Origin of the sequence: Brevundimonas sp. GCM10030266 (genome assembly GCF_042666595.1) — a bacterium.
Lineage (GTDB): Bacteria > Pseudomonadota > Alphaproteobacteria > Caulobacterales > Caulobacteraceae > Brevundimonas.
Window position 1 is genome coordinate 356,678 of sequence record NZ_JBHTCY010000004.1, and the last position, 17,514, is coordinate 374,191.

Sequence of the window (17,514 nt, forward strand, 5' to 3'; positions counted from 1 at the left end):
GGGCGGCCCCGCCGGAGCCGCCCTGGAATGATCTAGTGAAGATCGGTGCGCAGGTGAAGGCTAGCCGGCCGAGCGGGCGATGCGTTCGACTTCCTTGCGTACCTGGGCCTCGACGATTCCCGGCAGGTTGGCGTCGAGCCATTCCTTCAGAAGCGGGCGCAGCATGTCGGCGACCATGGCCTCGACGCTGTTGCCGCTGATGAAGTTGAGGTCCGGACCGCCGGCGGGGGCCGGAGCGGCGGGCTTCTGGAAGCTGGCGGCCAGACCGGCGAAGGCCGAGGCGGCGCTGGCGGCGGCGCTTTCGCCGACGAGCGAGTCGTAGCTGGTCGTCGGGACCGACGGATGCTCCGGCGTGTGGACCTCCGGCGGCGGGGCGAAAGCCGACTCGCTGACGGGTTCGGCCGGGAACGGCTCGGGCTCGGCGGCGGACACGTCCAGATCGCCGATGCTTTCGGTCGGCGCCTCATAGGTCTCGGTCAGCTCGAGGACATCGTCCTCGACCGCTTCGGGTTCCGGCTCCGGCGCGGGCGCAGGCGCGGCGACCTCAACGACCGGCGCGGGTTCAGGCTCGGGAGCCGGCGCAGGCGCGGGTTCCGGCGCAGCGGCGGGCGCGGCGGCGGTCTCGGCCGGCGCGTCATCCTCGGAGATGATCCGGCGGATCGACGCCAGGATTTCCTCCATCGTCGGTTCCTGGGCGGTCTGGTCGGTCATGTCGAAATCCCGGGCGAACGCATGTGCGTGCGGACTGAACGAATTGCGGATGGGGAAAGGCGGGCCCCTCCCCACGGAAATGTCGTCGCATCAACGCCCGCCGGAATCAACGGGCGTTTTCCCCAAACAGGCGAGCGAGCGTCCGAAATCAGTCGCGCGGAGCGGTCCGCACGATCTCCGATTTCAGCTGGGCGTCGAGAGGTGCGTCCTCGGCATCCGCGGCCGGCACGATCGGCGGCGCGGCGACGCGGTCGATGGTCTCCAGCACGCCGTCCCACGGCAGGCCGCCACGGTTGCGGACGCGGTTGTAGTTGGCGGCGGGGTCATAGGCCTCGAGGGTCGGATCCAGATCCGGGCCTTCCAGCTTGCCCATGGCGGCCAGCAGATTGGCCTGGGCCACGTATTCGTTGCGGCGGGCGCTGGCCAGGGTGACCTCGGCGTTGCGCAGCTCCAGCTCCTGGTTCAGCACGTCCAGCGTGGTGCGCAGGCCGACCTGGGCTTCCTGACGCACGCCCTCGGCGGCGACGGTGGCGGCGCGAACCGCTTCCTGACCGGCCTGGAGAGTGGAACGGGCCGAAATCGACTGGGCATAGGCCGAGCTGACCGACTGCAGGGTGTTGCGGCGCTCGCCCTCGACGGCGATCTGGGCGGCGTTGGCGCGTTCCAGGGCCTGGGCGACACGCGACGAGTTCAGGCCGCCGGTGAACAGCGGCACCGACAGGGTGGCCCCCGCGGTCAGGCGGGTGTTGTCGGCGATGTCGCCGAAACGGTCGAAGTCGTTGTTGGCGCCGCCGTAGCTGGCGGTGGCGCGCAGGGACGGCAGATACTCGGCCTTGGCGGCGGCGACATTGGCCTCGGCGGCCTGCAGGTCATAGCCGGCGGCGCGGATGGACGGGTTGTCGATCAGGGCCACATCCAGCGCGCTGTCGAAATCGGAGGGCACGCCCGGCAGGACCGGCATGGGAGCCAGATCACCAGGGCTCTGGCCGACGACGGCGGCGTAGGCGGCGCGCGACACGGACAACTGGGCGCGGGCGTTGGCCAGATCGGCTTCCGACTGGGCCAGACGGGCCTCGGACTGGGCGACGTCGGTGCGGGTGATCTCGCCGACCTCGAAGCGGGCGGTCGATTCGTCGAGCTGACGGCGCAGGACGCCGAGGTTGGCCTCGCGGATGCGCAGGATCTCGCCGTCGCGAATCACATCGGCATAGGACTGGATCACCAGGGCCAGAACCGACTGCTCGGTTTCGCGCAGACCTTCGCGACCGGACAGGATCTGGGCGTCGGCGGCGGTGATCGAATGGCCGATGCGGCCGCCGGTCCACAGGTTCTGGCTGACGCCGACCGAGGCGGCGGCGCTGTCGTTGTCCGGATCGACCAGCGGGCCGTCGCTGTAGTCACGGGTGTAGCTGCCGCTGACCGTCAGATCGAGCGTCGGGCGCAGGCCGGCGCGGGCCTGAACAATGCTCTCGTCCAGCGCACGCTGGTTGGCGCGCTGGGCCAGCAGCGAAGGGTTGGTGCGATAGGCCAGGGCGATCGCTTCCTGCAGCGTCTCGGCCCAGGCCGGCGCGCTGACGCCCGTGACCATGGCGATGACGGCGACCGAGGTAAGCGCACGCGAGCGGTTCAGCATGATTGTTCCTGCCTGGCGCGGACATCGCGCCCTTCGTATCCCATGGCCTGATGCGGGACGGATCAGCCCCGCGCCAGTTAAGTTTTTTTCACGCACGAAGCCTGCCGCTCCGTCGGAGCGACGACCTCAGAGCGCGAAGGTGGGCTCCGGCGCCAGTTCCGCAAGCACCGGCGGGGCGGCGTCGAACAGTTCGCGGCGCGAAACGCCCTGCTCGCCCCGCACATAGAGGACCGCCTTGCCGGCGGGACCGGTGCGCTCGACCACGGCCAGACGGCCGCCGATCGACAGGGCCTGCAGCCAGGCTTCGGGACGGCCGGGCACCGCGGCCTCGGACACGATCACATCATAGCCTTCGCCGGCGGGGGCCGAGAACGGCTCGACCACGGCGGCGACGCCCGCGTCGGCCAGGGCCGGGCCGGTCACCTCGAACACGGCGGCGTCCGATTCCTGGGCTGTGACGTTCAGGCCCATCTGCGCCAGGGTGGCGGCGGCATAGGGGCCGGCGATCGACAGGGCGCGCTCGCCCGGTTTCGCCCCGACGGCCATCAGGAGCTTGGACAGGTCGCGGGCCAGCATCAGGCGGCGGCCGGCGGCGATCTCGGGCTCGACCTCGGCATAGGCGGAGAAGGCGCGGTCGGCCGGAAGGAAGCGTTCACGCGGCACCGACAGCAGCGCCGCCTGCAGCGCCCGGTCGGTGACGTCATTCACCCGAACCTGGCTGTCGACCATGACCTTGCGTGCGGCGGTGAAATCCATCTTGAAAGAATCCTGCTGAAATCTGGCGCGCTTATAGGTCTGTGCGTTGCAGCGGACAATCCGATCTGATAGCGAACCCGCCTCGCGATGGACGGCTTGGTTTCTCCAGGGCTCTCGGCCTGATGGCGGAGTGGTTACGCAGCGGACTGCAAATCCGTGTACGCCGGTTCGATTCCGGCTCAGGCCTCCATCGCGAGAATTTCCCTTTATCGAACGGGTTGCGGCGCCGGTCGGCGTTGGGCGCACGAAGGAGCGCGCCGGCTTTCGCCGGGCTTTCCCGTCGGGATTTCCGCGAAATCAGGCGATCGGGGCGGTGATCCAGCCGATCGCGCCGGCCGCGCCGACAGCGGCGGCGACCACGGCGACGGCGATGCCGACGCGCGCGTTGCGGTGAACAAATACGAGAATGCCGCCAACCATACGCCTACCCTCCCCGGACGCCGCCAGAGCGACACAGCTCCGGCAGTTCAGCAAGGTGTATGAATCGTTAATCGCGATTTGGTGATCGTTTTACGCCCGACGCGCGAAATGATGCAGGGCCACTGCACCCGCGACGGCGACATTGAGGGAATCGAAGCCGCCGGACATGCGAATCCCGACCGGCTCGCAACGCGCGATGATCTGCGAATCGAGGCCCGGGCCCTCCGGTCCCAACACAATGGCGGTCCGCCCGCCGACCGGCGCCTGATCCAGCGTCATCGTCGCGGACGGGGTCATGGCCAGGACGCGGAAGCCCGAGGCCTTCAGGGCGTCGACCGTCGCGACGAGCTCCAGCCCGGTCACCATCGGCGTTCGCAGCACGGCCCCGACCGAGACCCGGATGGCCTTGCGGTAGAAGGGATCGCAGCAGCGGGCGTCCAGCAGCACCGCCTCCGCCCCGAAGGCCGCCGCATTGCGGAAGATGCCGCCCATGTTGTCGTGGTTGCCGATTCCGCAGGCGAGAACGATCAGGGCGTCGTCGCCCATGGCATCAATCGCGTCCGGCAAGGCAGGCACAGGCGGCTTCTCGCCCAGCGCCAGTATGCCCCGGTGCAGCGGGAAGCCGGCGATGGCGTCCAGCACCCCCTGCCCCGCCACATAGACCGGCACATCCTCCGGCAACCCCTGCAGCGCATCCGCCAGCCCCTCGACCCGGTTCTCGGCCAGCAGCACCGCGCGGGGGCGGCACAGGGCGTGGGCGGAGGTCAGGACGCGCAGCACCACCTCCCCCTCGGCCACGAACAGGCCCTGACGCCCGGTCAGGTCTCTTTCGCGGATGTCGCGGAAGCCCGCGATCCGGGGGTCATCGGGGTTTTCGATGCGGAAGTTTTTCAAAGTCCGACATTTCCTGTTGCCTACATTCGATTCCCGTTGCTATAGCGCCCGCCTTCCCGAGCGAAACCTGTTCCGCAGTAGCTCAGTGGTAGAGCAGCCGACTGTTAATCGGCTGGTCGTAGGTTCGAATCCTACCTGCGGAGCCATTCGCCCGATCCTTCCCACGGCATGCGCCGTCGGGAAGTGGGTGTCCCGGACAATCCAGCCTTCAGACGTCACCTCGCGGGGCGTTTCCGTGCGCGCGGCGTAAGGCTTCGCGCCGTCGGTGGCGTCCTGATCCGGGCGCCGCGCGGTGGCGCCTTGTCGGACCCTCGCCATGACGTCGTTGCTTCCCCTGACCCGCCCCCGGCCGGAGCCCTGGCCCGAGGTCGAGGTCGCCAATGACCAGAGGCCGCGGGTCCGCACCGCAATCCTGATGCCGTCCGGATCACGATTCTCGGCGGCGTCGCCCAACTCCATGGAAACGGTCGTGCGGACCCTGGCGGGGCCGCTGGCGGATCAGGAGGTGCGAATCTTCTGCTGCGAGGGTGCAACCGATCACGAGATGGCGAACGTCCACACCCTGCCGGACGGAAAGAATCGGCTGCCGATCCTGCTGGCGGGCCTGCGTGAGTTCAGACCCGAGGTGATCGAGCACCATCAGCAGGTGAAGCAGGCCCTGGCCGTGACCCGCGCCCTGCCCGGCGTGGCGCACCTGCTGTACCGGCACAACGGACTGAAGACGCCGGCAAGCCGGTTCGACGCCTGGCGCTATACCCGGCGGCTGAACCCGCTGGACGGCTTTGTCTTCGTCAGCGAGGCGGAGCGGGATCTGTTCCGGCGCGACTATCCCGGACTGGCGGCCAAGGCTCTGGCGGCGCCGAATCCGATCCATGCGACGCCCTGGCTGGCCTCTCCGGAGCGGCGGGAGCCCGTGATCGCCTTCGCCGGGCGGGCCATGCCCGAGAAGGGTCTGGACGTCCTGTGCGCGGCCCTGCCGGCCGTGCTGGACCAGCATCCGGAATGGCGCGTCGTCCTGATGCTGAACGACTGGAAGGATCACCAGGCCTGGGCGGCGCCGCATGTGACGCCGCTGGAGCGCTATGGCGAGCGGGTGACCATCCTGAAGTCGGCCCCGCTGGCCGAGGTGCGCACCCATATGCGGACCGCCGCCATCGCCCTGACACCCTCGGTCTGGGCCGAGCCCTTCTGTCTGGCTGCGGTTGAGGCGCACGCGGCGGGCGCGGCCCTGATCTCGTCCGGCACGGGCGGTCTGCGCGAGGCCAGCGGCGATCACGCCCTGTATCTGGATGCGGTCACGCCCCGCGCGATCACCGAGGCCATCAACCGCCTGATCGCCGATCCCGAGGGCCGGATCGCCATGGCGCGGGCGGCGCAGGCCTATGTTCTGGCCACCCACACGCCGGAGCGGCGCGCCGCGGGGATCCTGCGAATCCGGCAGGCGGCCGCAAACGCCAAGCGACAAGAAAAAAGCCCGACGCGAACGCCGGGCTGAAGAAGTTCGGTGATGGTGGGTGTCCTCGAAGAAGAGAAGACATCCCTCCGTGCGACCGAATTGGTTAACCGATCGTAAATCAGCTCGCGGCGGCGGCATCCGGCAGCCAGGTCCATTGACGGGCGCCGCCCGCGCCGGTCCAGCCGACCCGCCAGCCCTGCCCCGCGCGCTCGACCTGGAGGGGGCCGGTGTCCGCACCGGGGCCGGGCCAGACGAAGGCCCGTTCGCCCACCCGCACCGTGCCGCCGGGCGGCACCGCGCCCAGCAGCACGCTCCAGCGGCCGCCTTCGCCTGACAGGACCTGGAGGGTGTCATCGCCGGACGAGACCTCGACCGTCTGGGCGTTCCCTCCGGTTCGTCCGGAGGCCAGCAGGGAGCCGGCGTCGCTGTCGATGGCGCCGAGGGTGGGTGCGGGATCCAGCCGTCGGGTCGGTCCCCCGGCGCGCAGCACGATGATCGGCCCGCGTCCGCCCTCGATGATCAGCAGACGGTCCGGTGACAGGGCCGCGTCCTGCCCGATCTGGGTTTCAGGACGCAGCAGCAGGGCGCCGCGGGGCGTGGCCATGCGAATCTCGAATCGGCCCTCGGCATCGGCGGCGGCGGCATAGGCCGCGCCCTCGTCGTTGCGCAGGACCACGCGGGCGCCCGGCTCGGCGCTGCCCGAAAAGATCAGGCTGGCGTCGGCCTGCTGAACCGACAGGATCTGCGGCGGCTGGGTCCAGCCCGTGGTGTTGCCGGCGACATCGCGCGCCGGGCGCTCGGGCTCGGGCATGCAGCCCGCGACGGTCCCCATGAAAGCGACCATGGCGACCGCGGTGCAGATGGCCCGTTTCATCCTGTCTCTCCCGCAGCTAGGAATACGCCCCCGATAGCGCGGCGGGGCCGCCGCTGTCTTCCCATTCGATCCCGAGGGTTCATGAGCATTTCCATCCAGCCGTTCGACGGCAAGTCCGTCTGCCTGTTCTGCGGCTCCTCCGACCGGTCCGACCCGGCCTACACCGTCGCCGCGCAGGCGTTCGGCGCGCAGACGGCGGCGGCGGGCTGGCGGCTGGTCTATGGCGGCGGCGGCGTGGGCCTGATGGGCGCCTCTGCCCGGGCGGCGCATGAGGCTGGCGGTCGGGTGCTGGGCGTGATGCCCGGGTTCCTGCGCAGCCGCGAGCGTCTGTTCGACGAGGTCGAGACCCTGGTCGTGACCTCGATGCACGAGCGCAAGACCATCATGTACGACCAGTCGGACGCCTTCGTGGTGGCGCCCGGCGGCGTCGGCACGCTGGAGGAAGTGATCGAGGTGCTGTCCTGGAAGCGGCTGGACCTGCACCACAAGCCGGTGATCTTCCTGAACATCAATGGCTTCTGGGACACGCTTCTGGCGGCGATTGAAACCGGCATCGACCAGAAGATGACGCCCGACAGCTTCCGCGACGCCTATAGCGTGGTGAACACGGTCGAGGAGGCCATCGCGCTTATGCAGTCGGCTGACGATCTGCCTCACTTGCAACATGATCTGCGTTAAGTGAACATCGATCAGGTCGCGTGACCGCGTTTCGTTTGGCAACGCGCTCTTGACAGTTTTGAATAACAACGCACACTGAGATGGTGGGTGCGAGAGCGCGCCCGACCTCATCGGAGATCCCCTGTAATGCGCGCCTTCCTCGTCGCCGCGGCCCTGCTGGTCGCCGCCCCCGCCTTCGCCCAATCCGCCGGCACCAGCGCCACCCTGACCGACGCCGCCAAGGCGCCGGCCGGCCGCACCATCATCGACGGCGCCACCTGGCGCTGCGAAGGCGCATCGTGCACCGCCACGGGCGGTTCGAACCAGACCGCCACCCGCGCCTGCCGCCGCGTCGTCGCCCGCTTCGGCGCCGTTTCGGCCTTCACCTACAAGGGCACGGCCCTGACCGCTGAAGAACTGACGGCCTGCAACGCCGCCTGATCGGCCAGCGCGTCGTTGAAATGAAAAGGCCGCCCTGCGAGGGGCGGCCTTTTTGCTGTCCGATGATCCGGAAACGGCTCAGGCCGTTTCGCCCTTCAGGCGCTGCACGATGCGCTCGCGGCCGATCATCGGGGCGATGGCGGCCATGTCGGGGCCGTGCGGCTGGCCGGTGAGGATCAGGCGCAGGGGCATGAACAGGGCCTTGCCCTTGGCGCCGGTCTTTTCCTTCACCGCATTGGTCCAGGTCGGCCACAGGGTCTCGTCCACCGTCTCCGGCAGGACCTCCAGCGCGGCGGCGGCGAAGGCGGCGTCCTCGATCACCGGGGTGACCGGACCGCGCACGATGGCGGCCAGGCCGACCACATCGGCGAATTTCTGCAGGTTCGGGCGCACGATCTCCCAGAAGGCCTCGCCCAGATCGGCGTCCAGCGCGACCAGACGCGGCTGCGCCGTCGCATAGTCCATGGCGTGCAGGGCCTGGGCGTTCAGACGGTCCAGATCGGCCACGTCGTAGCGGGCGGGCGAGCGGCCCATCTTGGAGAAGGCGAAGCTCTCGCCCAGCGCCTGCACCGAGGCGCCGATTTCCAGCGCGTCCGAGGTGCCGATCTTGCCGAGGTGGCTGGTGATGGCGATCGGCTCATAGCCCTGATCGCGCATGTCGCTGATCGACAGGGAGCCCAGACGCTTGGACAGGGCCGCGCCGTCGGCGCCGACCAGCAGCGGCATGTGGGCAAAGCCCGGCACGGTCGCGCCCAGCGCCTCGAAGATCTCGATCTGGGCGCCGGTGTTGGTGACGTGATCCTCGCCCCGGATGATGTGGGTAATGGCCATGTCGATGTCGTCGACGACGGACGGCAGGGTGTAGAGGAACAGGCCGTCCTCGCGGATCAGGACCGGGTCCGACATCGAGGCGGTGTCCACCTCGGCGTGGCCGCGGGCCAGGTCTTCCCAGGCGACGCGCTTGCCTTCCAGCTTGAAGCGCCAGTGCGGGCGGCGGCCCTCGGCCTCATAGGCGGCCTTCTCGGCGTCCGTCAGCTCGAGCGCGGCGCGGTCGTAGATCGGCGGCAGGCCGCGCGACAGCTGCACCTTGCGGCGGCGATCCAGCTCTTCGGAGGTTTCGTAGCAGGCGTAGAGGCGACCCGAGGCCTTCAGGCGCGCGGCGGCTTCCTCGTAGCGGTCGAACCGCTTCGACTGGTTGTCCCGCTCGTCCCAGACCAGACCCAGCCAGGTCAGGTCATCCTCGATGCCCTGTTCGAACTCGGGCGTGGAGCGCGCCAGGTCGGTATCGTCGATGCGCAGGACGAACGAACCGCCCTGCCCTTTTGCGAACATCCAGTTCACGAGAGCGGTGCGGACGTTGCCGACGTGCAGCTTACCCGTCGGCGACGGGGCAAAACGAACCTTGACGGTCATGGGAAGAGCAACCTTGGAATGCGAGGCGCGTAGGTCGCGCTGCAACCCGGCGAAGTCAAGGCGTGGCTTGGCTCCGACTTGGGACAGAACGTCGTTCATGATAGGCTAAGCGCCGTCATGAACGCCCCTGTGCAAATCCGTAAGCCCGAAGTCGCGGAACGCCTGCGTGAACTGGCGCGTCTTGAGGGCAAGTCCATCACCGATCTCGTCGAGGAAATGGTCCGCGAACGGGATGAGCGGCTGACGGCGGCGCGTGAGGCGGATATCGATAAACGCCGACGCGCTGTTCAGGAGGCGGTCAGGCGTTTCAACGCTCTGCCGGTCGTGGGCCCTCTGCTGAGCGACGACGACTTCTATGACGAAGACGGGTTGCCGAAGTGATCGTGGTCGATGCGTCGGCGCTTGTCGCGATCCTGCTGGATGAACCTGAGGCCGATGCTTTCCGCGAGCGGATGCTGATGGACGATGATGTCCGGCTTTCCCCGGTCGGCTACTGGGAGGCGGCGACGCGCCTTCGCGGATTGCGTGGAGATGCGGGTCTCGTCGAGCTGAACGAGGTGATCAGCGGACTGGCGATCAGGATCACGCCAGTGACCCATGCAACGACCCTGTTGGCCTGCGGCGCGGAGGCGGACTGGGGCAAGCGCACGCGCGCCCGACTCAATATGGGCGACTGCTTCGCCTATGCCCTGGCTAAGGAGCTTGGCGCGCCCCTGCTCTACAAGGGCGCGGACTTCAATCAGACGGACATCCAGGCGGCGCTGACCGCCTGAACGATCAGTCGTCGCGGTGGACCCGCTCGCGGCGCTCGTGGCGTTCCTGGGCCTCGACCGACAGGGTCGCCGTCGGGCGGGCTTCGAGACGGCCAAGGCTGATCGGCTCGCCGGTTTCCTCGCAGTAGCCGTAGGAGCCGTCCTCGATCCGGCGCAGGGCGTCGTCGATCTTGGAGATCAGCTTGCGCTGACGGTCCCGGGTGCGCAGCTCCAGCGCGCGGTCGGACTCCGAAGACGCCCGATCGACGATGTCCGGATGATTCTCCGTCTCGGCCTTCAGGTTGGTCACGGTGCCCTTGGACTCGCGAAGGATGTCATCCTTCCAGTCCATGAGCTTGCCCTTGAAATAGGACAGCTGCCGCTCATTCATGAACGGCTCGTCGTCGGACGGCTTGTACGAAGCCGGCTCGATCACGGACGCCAATGCGTTCATCGCACTCACGCTCTTAAACAGCGCCCCCCTGTGGCGCATCGCTGCGTATACGGATGCGAGGGAGTCGCGGCAACACGCCTCTCGCGAGCGTGAGCGATAAAGATTAATCCGCAGCCCTGACCGTGACATTTCTTCATCACCCGTCGCGCGGCGCGGGTGTTTCAGGGCAATATTTCGCCGGATCAGGCGACGTTTCTGCGAAGATCGGCCTTTGCGAGCTCAACCTGCGCGCGAAGATCAATCTGATCCAGCAGAGCCTTGAGGCCGGGATCGGCGTCATCGGGCCGTTCTTCCTTGAGGGAACGGCCCAGACGCTCCAGCGCGCCCTCCCCCGCCTCGCCGGCGAGAAGCGCCATCTTCAGTTCGTCCAGCCGGTCCAGAAGACCGCTGCCGCGCCGGACAGCCCGGCGGCGACGCTCGGTGGCGTCCTCCACCCCCTGCAGCGCCATCAGAGCGGTCATTCCGGCGACGCCTGATACCGAAGACGCCGCGGCGGGGGCGCCGGCGGGAGCCGCGCTGGCCGCGCCCGGCACGGAGAAACCACCCACGGCCTTCGTGGGCCGTGAGCTCTGGGACGCCGAGGGGCCTGTTGGGCCGGTGACCTTCATGCGGTGCGACTCCGGAACATGAGCGACCATCGCGGGGGCTGGTCACTGTTTGGTTAACGCCCCGGCAGAATCTGCCGCCGGCGCCGGGACCGTTCGACAGCCATTGACTGTTTTCATTGAACTTTCCGTCTGGCACGACCTTGGCATTCTGTGGCGCATCGACTGTTCACCGGACACCTGACCGATGCAGAAATTGCTGGCCTCCCTCCTGACCGCCGCCGCCCTGGCCGGATTCGCCGCCCCGGCGATGGCCCAGTCGCGGATCAAGGACATCGCCGCCATCGAAGGCGTCCGCTCCAACCAGCTGATCGGCTACGGCCTGGTGGTCGGTCTGGCGGGCACCGGCGACTCGCTGCGCAACTGCCCCTTCACCCGCCAGTCCCTGGAGGGCATGAGCGAGCGGCTGGGCAACAATATTCGCGGCGCCACGGCCAACACCAAGAACATGGCCGCCGTCATGGTCGCCGCCGACCTGCCCGCCTTCGCCACGCCGGGCGCGCGGATCGACGTGAACGTCTCCTCCATGTGCGATGCCAAGAGCCTGCTGGGCGGATCGTTGATCGTCACGGGCCTGCAGGGCGCGGACGGTCAGGTCTATGCGGTGGCGCAGGGCTCGATCCAGACCGGCTCGGTCTCGGCCTCGGGCGCGTCGGGTTCGTCGGTGACGCGCGGCGTGCCGACGGCGGGCCGGATCGCCTCGGGCGCCACGGTCGAGCTGGAGACCGGCTTTCAGTTGGCCAATATGAATGAGGTGCGGCTGACGCTGCGCAATCCGGATTTCACCACGGCCCAGCGGGTCGCCGCCGCCATCAACCAGTCCTATCCGAACACCGCCCTGGCCGAGAACGGCACCGTGGTCGCCCTGCGGGCTCCCGAAGGCCTGGGCATGGCCGGCTTCATCAGCCGCGTCGAGAACCTGCCGGTCACGGTGGACGCCCCGGCCAAGGTGATCATCGACGAGGTCAACGGCGTGATCGTCATGGGCGAGGCGGTGCGGGTCTCCACCGTCGCCATCGCCCAGGGCAATCTGACGGTCTCGGTGCAGGAAAATCCGCTGGTCAGCCAGCCCGAGCCGTTCAGCCGCGGCGGCCAGACTGTGGTGGTGCCCCAATCGGACGTCTCGGTCGAGGAAGAGCGCGGCGTGCAGATGCGGATGCTGGGCGGCGGTTCGTCCCTGTCCAGCCTGGTCAACGGCCTGAACGCCCTCGGCGTCAGCCCGCGCGACATGATTTCGATCCTGCAGGCCATCAAGGCGGCGGGCGCCCTCCAGGCCGACATCGAGGTGATGTGAGCATGACCGACCTGTCCATCCTGAACGCCGCCCTGCCCGGCTCCGCCGGCAGAGCCTCGCAGGAGACCGCGCGGATGCGCGAGACCGCCGAGGCCTTCGAGACCTCCTTCCTGTCGCAGATGCTGAAGCCGATGTTCGAGGGCCTGAAGACCGACGGCATGTTCGGCGGCGGCGAGGCCGAAGGCCAGTGGCGCAGCTTCATGATCGACGCCATGGCCAAACAGACCGTCAAGGCGGGCGGCATCGGCCTGGCGGACCAGGTCGTCGCCCAGATGATCAAGATGCAGGAGCAGGGACAACAATGACCGACGCCGCCGTTCTGAACGCCACCGCCCGGGTCAAGCAGATGACCGACCTGACCGAGCGCCTGACCGCCTGCCTCATCGACGAGTCCAAGGCCTTCGAGGCGCACCGTCCGCAGGACGCCGCCGCGACCGTCGCCGCGACCCAGGAGCTGGCCAACAGCTATCGTCGCGAATCGGCCCAGCTGAAGGCCAACCCGGGCGCCATCGCCGCGGCGCCCGCGGCTCAGCGGACGGCCCTGATCAAGGCGACCCAGATTTTCGAGGCCGTGCTGAGCCGCCATGCCCAAGCCGTCGAGGCTGCCCGGGTGATCTCCGAAGGCCTTGTGCAGACCATCGCCGCCGAGGTCGCCGGCCAGCGCGGTTCGCCGTCCGCCTATGGCGCGTCGGGACGGGCCAATGCGGGCGACGGCCGCGCCGTGGCGTTCAATCGAACGGCGTGATCCGTTGCAAAGGCGATCTTAACGCGCCTCGGGATAAACATCGGGAATGACGATCAAATCCCGCCTCCTTGGCATGGCCTTCGCCGCATCCGACGTGCTCTTCGAGCTGGACGGCGACCGGGTCACCCTGGCGCTTGGCGCGGGACCGGTCCCGGGCGTTGATCCCGGCGCGGCCTGGTCGGGCCAGAAACTCGAGACCTTCCTGGCGGCCTCCTGCCTCGCGCAGGTAAAGGCGGCCGTCGTCACCCTGGCGCCCGGCGTGCGTTCGTCGCCCATCGAGGTCGAGGTGCTGACCGGCGACGGTCGCGCCCGAAAGGCCAGCCTGCGCGCCTTCCTGCTGCCGGATCTGGCGCCCTTCGTTTCCTGTGCCCTGGCCTGGCAGGGCGTGGCCTATCAGGCGGCGCCGCCGAAGACCGAGCCCCTGCTGGATGCACGCGGCCTGCTGAAGCGGCTGGGCTCCCTGCTCGCGGTTGGCGGGACTGGACCGGAGCTCTCGGTCGATTTCTTCGAGATCCCGGGGCTCGACGCCCTGGACGACGACCTGCATCGCAGGGCCAGCGAGCGGATCGAGGCCCGGCTGCAGTCGGCCTCGGTCGGCGGGGTCAGCGCGGCCCGCCTGGCGCCGGATCGCTTCGCCCTGATGCGGGACAGCGCCGATGTCACCGATCTGGCCGCCGAAATCCGCGCCCTGGGCGCCGCCGAGGGCCTGAACCTGTCGCCGGTCTCCAGCCGGGCCGAGGTCGGCCATGCGGAGGCCGCCGTCGCGGTCCGCACGCTGCGGCTGGCGCTGGAGGAATGCCTCAAGGACGGCGCGGCCGCCGGCGAGCGCTTCGGCGAGCGCCTGCGCCGCACGGTCGAAAATGCCGACCGGTTCCGCGGCATCGTCCGCGCCCGCGAATTCACCCTCGCCTGGCAGCCGATCGTGTCGCTGGACACCCGACTGGTGCATCATTTCGAGGCCCTGTCCCGCTTCGGCGGCGCGCAGCAGGCACCGACTGGCCCCATCGCCATGGCGGAGGAGCTGGGGCTGATCGAGGACTTCGACCTCGCCGTGGCGGAAAAGGCCGTGTCCCAGCTTCGCAAGCCCGGCTTCGGCCTGGTCAAGGCGGCGATCAATGTCTCGGGCGTCTCGCTGTCCAACGATCACTATATCGAGGGTCTGCTGCGGATGACCGCCGGCAGTCCGGAGATTCGCAAGCGGCTGATGGTCGAGATCACCGAGACGGCCGCGGTCAGCGATCTGGATGGCGCAAATCGCCGCCTGCAGGCGCTGCGAGAGGCGGACATCAAGGTCTGTCTGGATGACTACGGCGTGGGCGCCGCCTCCCTGACCTATCTGCGCAAACTGTCCGTCGACCTGCTGAAGATGGACGGCGTCTTCGCGCGCGAGATCGAGACCGATCCCAAGATGAAGACCCTCGCCACCCACCTGCTGGACCTCTGCCGGGAACTGAAGATCCAGACGGTCGCCGAGATGGTCGAGACCGAGGCCCAGGCCGACATCATGAAGGGGCTCGGCGTCAACTATGGTCAGGGCTGGCTGTTCGGGCGTCCCACCGAAACGCCGGTTCTGGCCGCGCCGGTCTCCTCGCGTCGCAAGGGCGAGGTCGTCGGCTGGGGCTAAAGCGCCAGCGTTCGTTCGATCCCGATGGCGTCGAGGAAGTCCGGATCGTGGCTGACCACGACCAGTGCGCCGTCGTAGCCCCGCAGGGCGGCCTCAACCGCCGTGACCGCGTCCAGATCCAGATGGTTGGTCGGCTCGTCGAAGATCAGCAGTTGCGCCGGATGCGCCCCGCCGGTGACGCAGGCCAGGGCCGCCCGGAGCCGTTCCCCGCCTGACAGCACATCGACAGGCTTCTGCGCCGCCACATTGCGGAACAGGAAACGGGCCAGGGCGGCATGGGCGTCATTGGGCGTGGATTCCGGATTGATCCGCCGGTAGGCCTCGAGCAGCGTCTCGCCCGAGTGCAGGACCGCGCCCTCCTGATCCAGCAATGCGGCCCGGACCGGACGCTCGGCGCGCCCGGCCGTCGGCTGCAGCGTACCGGCGATGAGCTTGAGGAGCGTCGACTTTCCGGCTCCGTTTGCTCCAGTGATGGCCAGCCGCTCCGGACCGGTCAGACGCAGGGACACCGGGCCGACGATCCGCCGGCCGTCAGGCGTGGTCCATGCCGCGTCTTCCAGCATCAGGACTGAACGCCCGGCGGCCAGACCGGTCGGTGGCATGGGGATGTCCAGCGCGCGGACCCGCTCGATCTTCTCCCGCGCCGCCGCCAGATCCGATTCCGCCGCCTCGACCCGACGTTCAGCCAGCCGGTTCTCGCGTGCGCCGGAGCTCTCAGCCCGCTCGGCCATGGCGCCCAGAAGGATGGCGGGCTCGGACTTCTTCAGGGCGAAGGCCCGCCCGGCCCGATCCCGGCGGGCCTTCTTCTCGACCGCCTTCTGGCTCTCGCGGGCGATCCGTCCGGCTTCACGCTCGGCCACATCCAGGTCCCGCTCGGCCGAGGCCCGTTCAGCGACCTTCCGTTCGGCGTAGAGATCGTAGCCGCCGCCATAGGTCGCCGCGCCCAGACCGGACAGTTCGACGATCCGGTCCATACGGCGCAGGAGGGCGCGGTCGTGGCTGACCACCACCACCCCGCCCGGCCAGCGGCCCAGCAGGTCCGCGATCCGCTCGCGTCCTTCCCGGTCCATGTGATTGGTGGGTTCGTCCAGAAGCAGGAGGTCCGGCGGCGTCAGCAGCAGGGCCGCCAGTCGCAGGCGGGTCTGTTCACCGCCGCTGAGACTGTCGGTCGGTCGCGTGAGGTCGAGCGCGGCCAGACCGACATCCGCCAGAACGGCGGCGATGCGGTCGTCCAGCGTCCAGTCGGCCACCTCGAGGTCGTCAGCCGTCCCCTCACCGGCGAGGACGCGGGCGATCACGGCCAGCCCGGCGCCGACGCCGAGCGTGTCGGCGACTGTCTCATCCGGTTCGGGATCGGCGCGCTGGGCCAGCCAGGCGACCGTGCCGGTCCGGCTGACGACGCCCTCGGCGGGCGAGGCCAGGCCGGCGATCAGGCGCAGAAGCGTCGTCTTGCCGGAGCCGTTACGACCGACAAGTCCGGTGCGCTCGCGCCCGAAGGCGAGGCTCAGATCAGAAAATAGGGTGTGGCCGTCAGGCGTGCGGGCCGCGACGCGATCGAGCGTCACGAGCGCGGATGCGGACGGGTTTCGGCTTGGGAGCGAGGGCATAGGCGAGCACGGGCAGCAGCATCAGGGAAAGGGCGAAACCGATTTCCAGTGCGCTGATCATGTTCGTCGTGCCTCCAGTGAACTCACTCGATGAATGAAGGATGGGTGCGGATCGTTCCCCGCGCAAGCCCTTTCCGGTCTGGCGGTCCTGACGAGAGCGTGAAAGGCTGCTGGAGGGAGGACTGTTCATGCGTCATCTGTTCCGGCTGATCGCCGCGACGACCCTGATCGCCACCGCAGCCTGCGCCCACGGACCGGAGGCGCCGCCATCCCCTCCGAACTATGCGCCGCTGGCCGGCCAACCGACGGGGCCGCACGCCCGGCTTTATGCGGATTGCATTCGTCTGGCGGCGGCCGCCGGCCACTATCGGCAGGTGATCGACGGCGGTGACGAGCTCCTGCTGTTCACCTGCAGCGGCTCGATCGCCCAAGCCTTCTGGGACGCCCTTGGCCCGCACAGCGAGCGGATGGGCTCGGCGTTCGAACATGACGGTCGCCGCTACCGCTCGACGGCGAAGGTCGAGCGCAACATGGTGGGGGTCGACTACTGCACCGTGGACGCCGCGGGCGGCGACGCGCGCTGTGTCATGACCTTCAACGCCGGAGACTTCCTGATCGCGTCTGACTGACGGGACTGGTCCGGCGCGGACGGGAGACCTAGATCAGCGCCATGACCCACACCGACACCGCCGATGCCCTCGCCGAGCGCCGCAAGGCGGCGACGGATCGTATCCGGGCCGAGACCGGCATCGACGAAGCGATGATCGACCGTCTGGTGGAAAGCTTCTACGCCCGGGTCCGCGACGACGCCCTGATCGGCCCCGTCTTCGCCGAACGGATCGAGGACTGGGCGCCGCATCTGGCCCAGATGAAGCTGTTCTGGTCCTCGGTCGCCCTGTCGACCGGCGTCTATCAGGGGCGCCCGATGCCGAAGCATCTGCCGCTGCCGATCGACGCCACACATTTCGACCGCTGGCTGGCCCTTTTCGAGGAGACCGCGCGCGAGGTCTGCCCGCCCGTGGCCGTCGCCCATTTCATGGAACGCGCGCGCCGGATCGCCGAAAGCCTCGAACTGGGCGTGGCCAACGCCAACAGCGTCCTGCTGGGGCCGGGCGAGAGATACCGGCGACCGTGGTCACCGGAGACCTGACCGGAATGCGGAGCAAGCTCTGCCTTTT

Annotated in this window: 22 protein-coding genes and 2 tRNA genes; 13 read left to right on the forward strand and 11 right to left on the reverse strand. The window is 68.8% G+C overall.

Translation table 11 applies throughout. From position 1 onward, the window contains the following. Positions 1-60 precede the first annotated feature (60 nt). The 3 genes from ACFQQC_RS14040 to ACFQQC_RS14050 form a co-directional block, all read right to left on the reverse strand. Positions 61-711, reverse strand: a complete 651-nt coding sequence (locus tag ACFQQC_RS14040; protein ID WP_376863063.1) for a DUF2497 domain-containing protein — start codon at positions 709-711, stop codon at positions 61-63. Between the two features lie 148 nt (positions 712-859). Next, positions 860-2,344, reverse strand: a complete 1,485-nt coding sequence (locus ACFQQC_RS14045; protein WP_376863064.1) for a TolC family outer membrane protein — start codon at positions 2,342-2,344, stop codon at positions 860-862. Positions 2,345-2,470: 126 nt separating this feature from the next. Next, positions 2,471-3,100, reverse strand: a complete 630-nt coding sequence (locus ACFQQC_RS14050; RefSeq protein ID WP_376863065.1) for a protein-L-isoaspartate O-methyltransferase — start codon at positions 3,098-3,100, stop codon at positions 2,471-2,473. 116 nt (positions 3,101-3,216) lie between these two features. Here ACFQQC_RS14050 and ACFQQC_RS14055 point away from each other — a divergent pair. Continuing rightward, positions 3,217-3,290, forward strand: a tRNA-Cys gene (locus tag ACFQQC_RS14055). Positions 3,291-3,397: 107 nt separating this feature from the next. On the opposite strand, the gene ACFQQC_RS14060 is transcribed toward ACFQQC_RS14055, so the two are convergent. Both ACFQQC_RS14060 and ACFQQC_RS14065 read right to left on the reverse strand, forming a co-directional pair. Next, positions 3,398-3,520: a hypothetical protein gene (locus ACFQQC_RS14060; RefSeq protein ID WP_376863067.1), complete on the reverse strand. Its 123-nt coding sequence runs from the start codon at positions 3,518-3,520 to the stop codon at positions 3,398-3,400. A gap of 90 nt (positions 3,521-3,610) precedes the next feature. After that, entirely contained in the window at positions 3,611-4,414 is an 804-nt protein-coding gene (locus ACFQQC_RS14065; RefSeq protein WP_376863069.1) for a TrmH family RNA methyltransferase, read from the reverse strand. A 71-nt stretch (positions 4,415-4,485) separates the two neighbouring features. On the opposite strand from ACFQQC_RS14065, the gene ACFQQC_RS14070 reads away from it, so the two are divergent. Together ACFQQC_RS14070 and ACFQQC_RS14075 are read left to right on the forward strand one after the other, a co-directional pair. Next, positions 4,486-4,560 (forward strand) — tRNA-Asn (locus tag ACFQQC_RS14070). A gap of 170 nt (positions 4,561-4,730) precedes the next feature. Further along, on the forward strand, positions 4,731-5,909 hold the full coding sequence (locus tag ACFQQC_RS14075; RefSeq protein WP_376863070.1) for a glycosyltransferase family 4 protein: 1,179 nt from the start codon (positions 4,731-4,733) through the stop codon (positions 5,907-5,909). A gap of 79 nt (positions 5,910-5,988) precedes the next feature. Here the strand turns inward: ACFQQC_RS14075 and ACFQQC_RS14080 are convergent, their stop codons facing one another. Next, positions 5,989-6,744 (reverse strand): hypothetical protein, encoded by a 756-nt coding sequence (locus ACFQQC_RS14080; RefSeq protein WP_376863071.1) that lies wholly within the window; start codon positions 6,742-6,744, stop codon positions 5,989-5,991. Positions 6,745-6,825: 81 nt separating this feature from the next. Here ACFQQC_RS14080 and ACFQQC_RS14085 point away from each other — a divergent pair, with 81 nt between their 5' ends. After that, entirely contained in the window at positions 6,826-7,422 is a 597-nt protein-coding gene (locus ACFQQC_RS14085) for a TIGR00730 family Rossman fold protein (protein WP_376863072.1), read from the forward strand. 126 nt (positions 7,423-7,548) lie between these two features. After that, positions 7,549-7,842, forward strand: coding sequence for a hypothetical protein (locus tag ACFQQC_RS14090; RefSeq protein WP_376863073.1), 294 nt, complete (start codon positions 7,549-7,551; stop codon positions 7,840-7,842). 78 nt (positions 7,843-7,920) lie between these two features. Here ACFQQC_RS14090 and gltX read toward each other — a convergent pair whose 3' ends face one another. Further along, a complete protein-coding gene (gene gltX / locus ACFQQC_RS14095) occupies positions 7,921-9,255 on the reverse strand; it encodes a glutamate--tRNA ligase (protein WP_376863074.1) in 1,335 nt (444 codons plus the stop codon). A 78-nt stretch (positions 9,256-9,333) separates the two neighbouring features. Here gltX and ACFQQC_RS14100 point away from each other — a divergent pair, with 78 nt between their 5' ends. Further along, positions 9,334-9,636 carry a type II toxin-antitoxin system VapB family antitoxin gene (locus ACFQQC_RS14100; protein WP_376863075.1) on the forward strand — a complete coding sequence of 101 codons (303 nt, stop codon included), beginning with the start codon at positions 9,334-9,336 and terminating at the stop codon, positions 9,634-9,636. After that, entirely contained in the window at positions 9,633-10,028 is a 396-nt protein-coding gene (locus ACFQQC_RS14105; RefSeq protein ID WP_376863076.1) for a type II toxin-antitoxin system VapC family toxin, read from the forward strand. The genes ACFQQC_RS14100 and ACFQQC_RS14105 overlap by 4 nt, the downstream gene beginning before the upstream one ends. A gap of 4 nt (positions 10,029-10,032) precedes the next feature. Here ACFQQC_RS14105 and dksA read toward each other — a convergent pair whose 3' ends face one another. Further along, on the reverse strand, positions 10,033-10,461 hold the full coding sequence (gene dksA / locus ACFQQC_RS14110; RefSeq protein WP_376863077.1) for an RNA polymerase-binding protein DksA: 429 nt from the start codon (positions 10,459-10,461) through the stop codon (positions 10,033-10,035). 182 nt (positions 10,462-10,643) lie between these two features. Beyond that, positions 10,644-11,099 (reverse strand): flagellar assembly protein FliX, encoded by a 456-nt coding sequence (locus ACFQQC_RS14115; protein WP_376863078.1) that lies wholly within the window; start codon positions 11,097-11,099, stop codon positions 10,644-10,646. A 154-nt stretch (positions 11,100-11,253) separates the two neighbouring features. Here ACFQQC_RS14115 and ACFQQC_RS14120 point away from each other — a divergent pair, with 154 nt between their 5' ends. Genes ACFQQC_RS14120 through ACFQQC_RS14135 form a run of 4 tightly spaced genes read left to right on the forward strand, consistent with a single transcriptional unit; the run spans position 11,254 to position 14,729 of the window. Next, a complete protein-coding gene (locus tag ACFQQC_RS14120) occupies positions 11,254-12,360 on the forward strand; it encodes a flagellar basal body P-ring protein FlgI (protein WP_376863079.1) in 1,107 nt (368 codons plus the stop codon). Between the two features lie 2 nt (positions 12,361-12,362). Next, the gene (locus ACFQQC_RS14125) at positions 12,363-12,665 is read left to right on the forward strand and encodes a rod-binding protein (RefSeq protein WP_376863080.1); all 303 of its coding nucleotides are present in this window, start codon (positions 12,363-12,365) and stop codon (positions 12,663-12,665) included. After that, positions 12,662-13,105 (forward strand): flagellar basal-body protein FlbY, encoded by a 444-nt coding sequence (locus ACFQQC_RS14130; protein ID WP_376863081.1) that lies wholly within the window; start codon positions 12,662-12,664, stop codon positions 13,103-13,105. The genes ACFQQC_RS14125 and ACFQQC_RS14130 overlap by 4 nt, the downstream gene beginning before the upstream one ends. Before the next feature lie 46 nt (positions 13,106-13,151). Further along, entirely contained in the window at positions 13,152-14,729 is a 1,578-nt protein-coding gene (locus tag ACFQQC_RS14135; RefSeq protein ID WP_376863082.1) for an EAL domain-containing protein, read from the forward strand. Here ACFQQC_RS14135 and ACFQQC_RS14140 read toward each other — a convergent pair. Together ACFQQC_RS14140 and ACFQQC_RS14145 are read right to left on the reverse strand one after the other, a co-directional pair. Beyond that, a complete protein-coding gene (locus ACFQQC_RS14140; protein WP_376863083.1) occupies positions 14,726-16,294 on the reverse strand; it encodes an ABC-F family ATP-binding cassette domain-containing protein in 1,569 nt (522 codons plus the stop codon). The two genes, ACFQQC_RS14135 and ACFQQC_RS14140, sit on opposite strands and share 4 nt — an antisense overlap. Continuing rightward, positions 16,260-16,397: a hypothetical protein gene (locus tag ACFQQC_RS14145; RefSeq protein ID WP_376863084.1), complete on the reverse strand. Its 138-nt coding sequence runs from the start codon at positions 16,395-16,397 to the stop codon at positions 16,260-16,262. Before ACFQQC_RS14145 ends, ACFQQC_RS14140 begins: the two co-directional genes overlap by 35 nt. 127 nt (positions 16,398-16,524) lie before the next feature. Here ACFQQC_RS14145 and ACFQQC_RS14150 point away from each other — a divergent pair, with 127 nt between their 5' ends. Continuing rightward, the gene (locus ACFQQC_RS14150) at positions 16,525-16,965 is read left to right on the forward strand and encodes a hypothetical protein (protein WP_376863085.1); all 441 of its coding nucleotides are present in this window, start codon (positions 16,525-16,527) and stop codon (positions 16,963-16,965) included. 41 nt (positions 16,966-17,006) lie between these two features. Next, positions 17,007-17,486: a group III truncated hemoglobin gene (locus ACFQQC_RS14155; protein WP_376863086.1), complete on the forward strand. Its 480-nt coding sequence runs from the start codon at positions 17,007-17,009 to the stop codon at positions 17,484-17,486. The last annotated feature ends 28 nt before the right edge of the window (positions 17,487-17,514 follow it).

Bases quoted from the DNA above. Each gene is read 5' to 3' on its own strand.
- ACFQQC_RS14040 (WP_376863063.1), bottom strand. From the start codon at position 711: ATGACCGACCAGACCGCCCAGGAACCGACGATGGAGGAAATCCTGGCG.
- ACFQQC_RS14045 (WP_376863064.1), bottom strand. From the start codon at position 2,344: ATGCTGAACCGCTCGCGTGCGCTTACCTCGGTCGCCGTCATCGCCATG.
- ACFQQC_RS14050 (WP_376863065.1), bottom strand. From the start codon at position 3,100: ATGGATTTCACCGCCGCACGCAAGGTCATGGTCGACAGCCAGGTTCGG.
- ACFQQC_RS14060 (WP_376863067.1), bottom strand. From the start codon at position 3,520: ATGGTTGGCGGCATTCTCGTATTTGTTCACCGCAACGCGCGCGTCGGC.
- ACFQQC_RS14075 (WP_376863070.1), top strand. From the start codon at position 4,731: ATGACGTCGTTGCTTCCCCTGACCCGCCCCCGGCCGGAGCCCTGGCCC.
- ACFQQC_RS14080 (WP_376863071.1), bottom strand. From the start codon at position 6,744: ATGAAACGGGCCATCTGCACCGCGGTCGCCATGGTCGCTTTCATGGGG.
- ACFQQC_RS14085 (WP_376863072.1), top strand. From the start codon at position 6,826: ATGAGCATTTCCATCCAGCCGTTCGACGGCAAGTCCGTCTGCCTGTTC.
- ACFQQC_RS14090 (WP_376863073.1), top strand. From the start codon at position 7,549: ATGCGCGCCTTCCTCGTCGCCGCGGCCCTGCTGGTCGCCGCCCCCGCC.
- gltX (WP_376863074.1), bottom strand. From the start codon at position 9,255: ATGACCGTCAAGGTTCGTTTTGCCCCGTCGCCGACGGGTAAGCTGCAC.
- dksA (WP_376863077.1), bottom strand. From the start codon at position 10,461: ATGAACGCATTGGCGTCCGTGATCGAGCCGGCTTCGTACAAGCCGTCC.
- ACFQQC_RS14115 (WP_376863078.1), bottom strand. From the start codon at position 11,099: ATGGTCGCTCATGTTCCGGAGTCGCACCGCATGAAGGTCACCGGCCCA.
- ACFQQC_RS14120 (WP_376863079.1), top strand. From the start codon at position 11,254: ATGCAGAAATTGCTGGCCTCCCTCCTGACCGCCGCCGCCCTGGCCGGA.
- ACFQQC_RS14125 (WP_376863080.1), top strand. From the start codon at position 12,363: ATGACCGACCTGTCCATCCTGAACGCCGCCCTGCCCGGCTCCGCCGGC.
- ACFQQC_RS14130 (WP_376863081.1), top strand. From the start codon at position 12,662: ATGACCGACGCCGCCGTTCTGAACGCCACCGCCCGGGTCAAGCAGATG.
- ACFQQC_RS14135 (WP_376863082.1), top strand. From the start codon at position 13,152: ATGACGATCAAATCCCGCCTCCTTGGCATGGCCTTCGCCGCATCCGAC.
- ACFQQC_RS14145 (WP_376863084.1), bottom strand. From the start codon at position 16,397: ATGATCAGCGCACTGGAAATCGGTTTCGCCCTTTCCCTGATGCTGCTG.
- ACFQQC_RS14150 (WP_376863085.1), top strand. From the start codon at position 16,525: ATGCGTCATCTGTTCCGGCTGATCGCCGCGACGACCCTGATCGCCACC.
- ACFQQC_RS14155 (WP_376863086.1), top strand. From the start codon at position 17,007: ATGACCCACACCGACACCGCCGATGCCCTCGCCGAGCGCCGCAAGGCG.